Annotated in this window: 1 protein-coding gene; it reads right to left on the bottom strand. The window is 71.1% G+C overall.

Going from position 1 to position 461, the window contains the following annotated elements; all coding sequences use genetic code 11:
• The coding region (locus LPA41_RS41080; protein WP_308036673.1) for a KR domain-containing protein at positions 1-401 on the bottom strand (401 nt) is incomplete at its 3' end.
• Positions 402-461: the final 60 nt, after the last annotated feature.

The raw sequence follows: 461 nt of genomic DNA, 5'->3' as shown, positions 1-461 counted from the left end.
GATTCGGCCTCGGCACGCGCCCGATCCATCTCGGCCAGCGCCTTGCGCACCTCCGGGATGTCCTCGATCAGCGGCCGCCGCCGTGCCGAGGTGAACGCCGGCACGAACCTGTCCCAGTCCACGTCGGTGACGGCGACGACCGTGTCGTCCTGCTCCACCGCCTGCCGCAGCGCGGCAATCGCCCGGTCCACCGGCATCGGCGCCACGCCGCGCCGTCGCAGATGTTCCTCCGCGGCCCCGGTAGCCAGACCGCCACCGCCCCACGCGCCCCAGGCGATGGAGGTCGCCCGGAGGCCACGGGCGCGGCGGGTCTGTGCCAGACCGTCCAGATAGGCGTTCGCGGCCGCGTATGCCGCCTGACCACCACTGCCCCACGTCCCCGCGTTCGACGAGAACACCACGAACGCATCCAGATCGACATCCGCAAACGCCCGATCCAAATTCACCGCACCAGCAGTCTT

The organism is Actinoplanes sp. DH11 (assembly GCF_020873875.1).
In the GTDB taxonomy this organism is placed as follows: Bacteria; Actinomycetota; Actinomycetes; order Mycobacteriales; family Micromonosporaceae; genus Actinoplanes.
The sequence above is the reverse complement of the archived record's forward strand: the minus strand, read 5'-3'. Positions and strand labels throughout refer to the sequence as shown.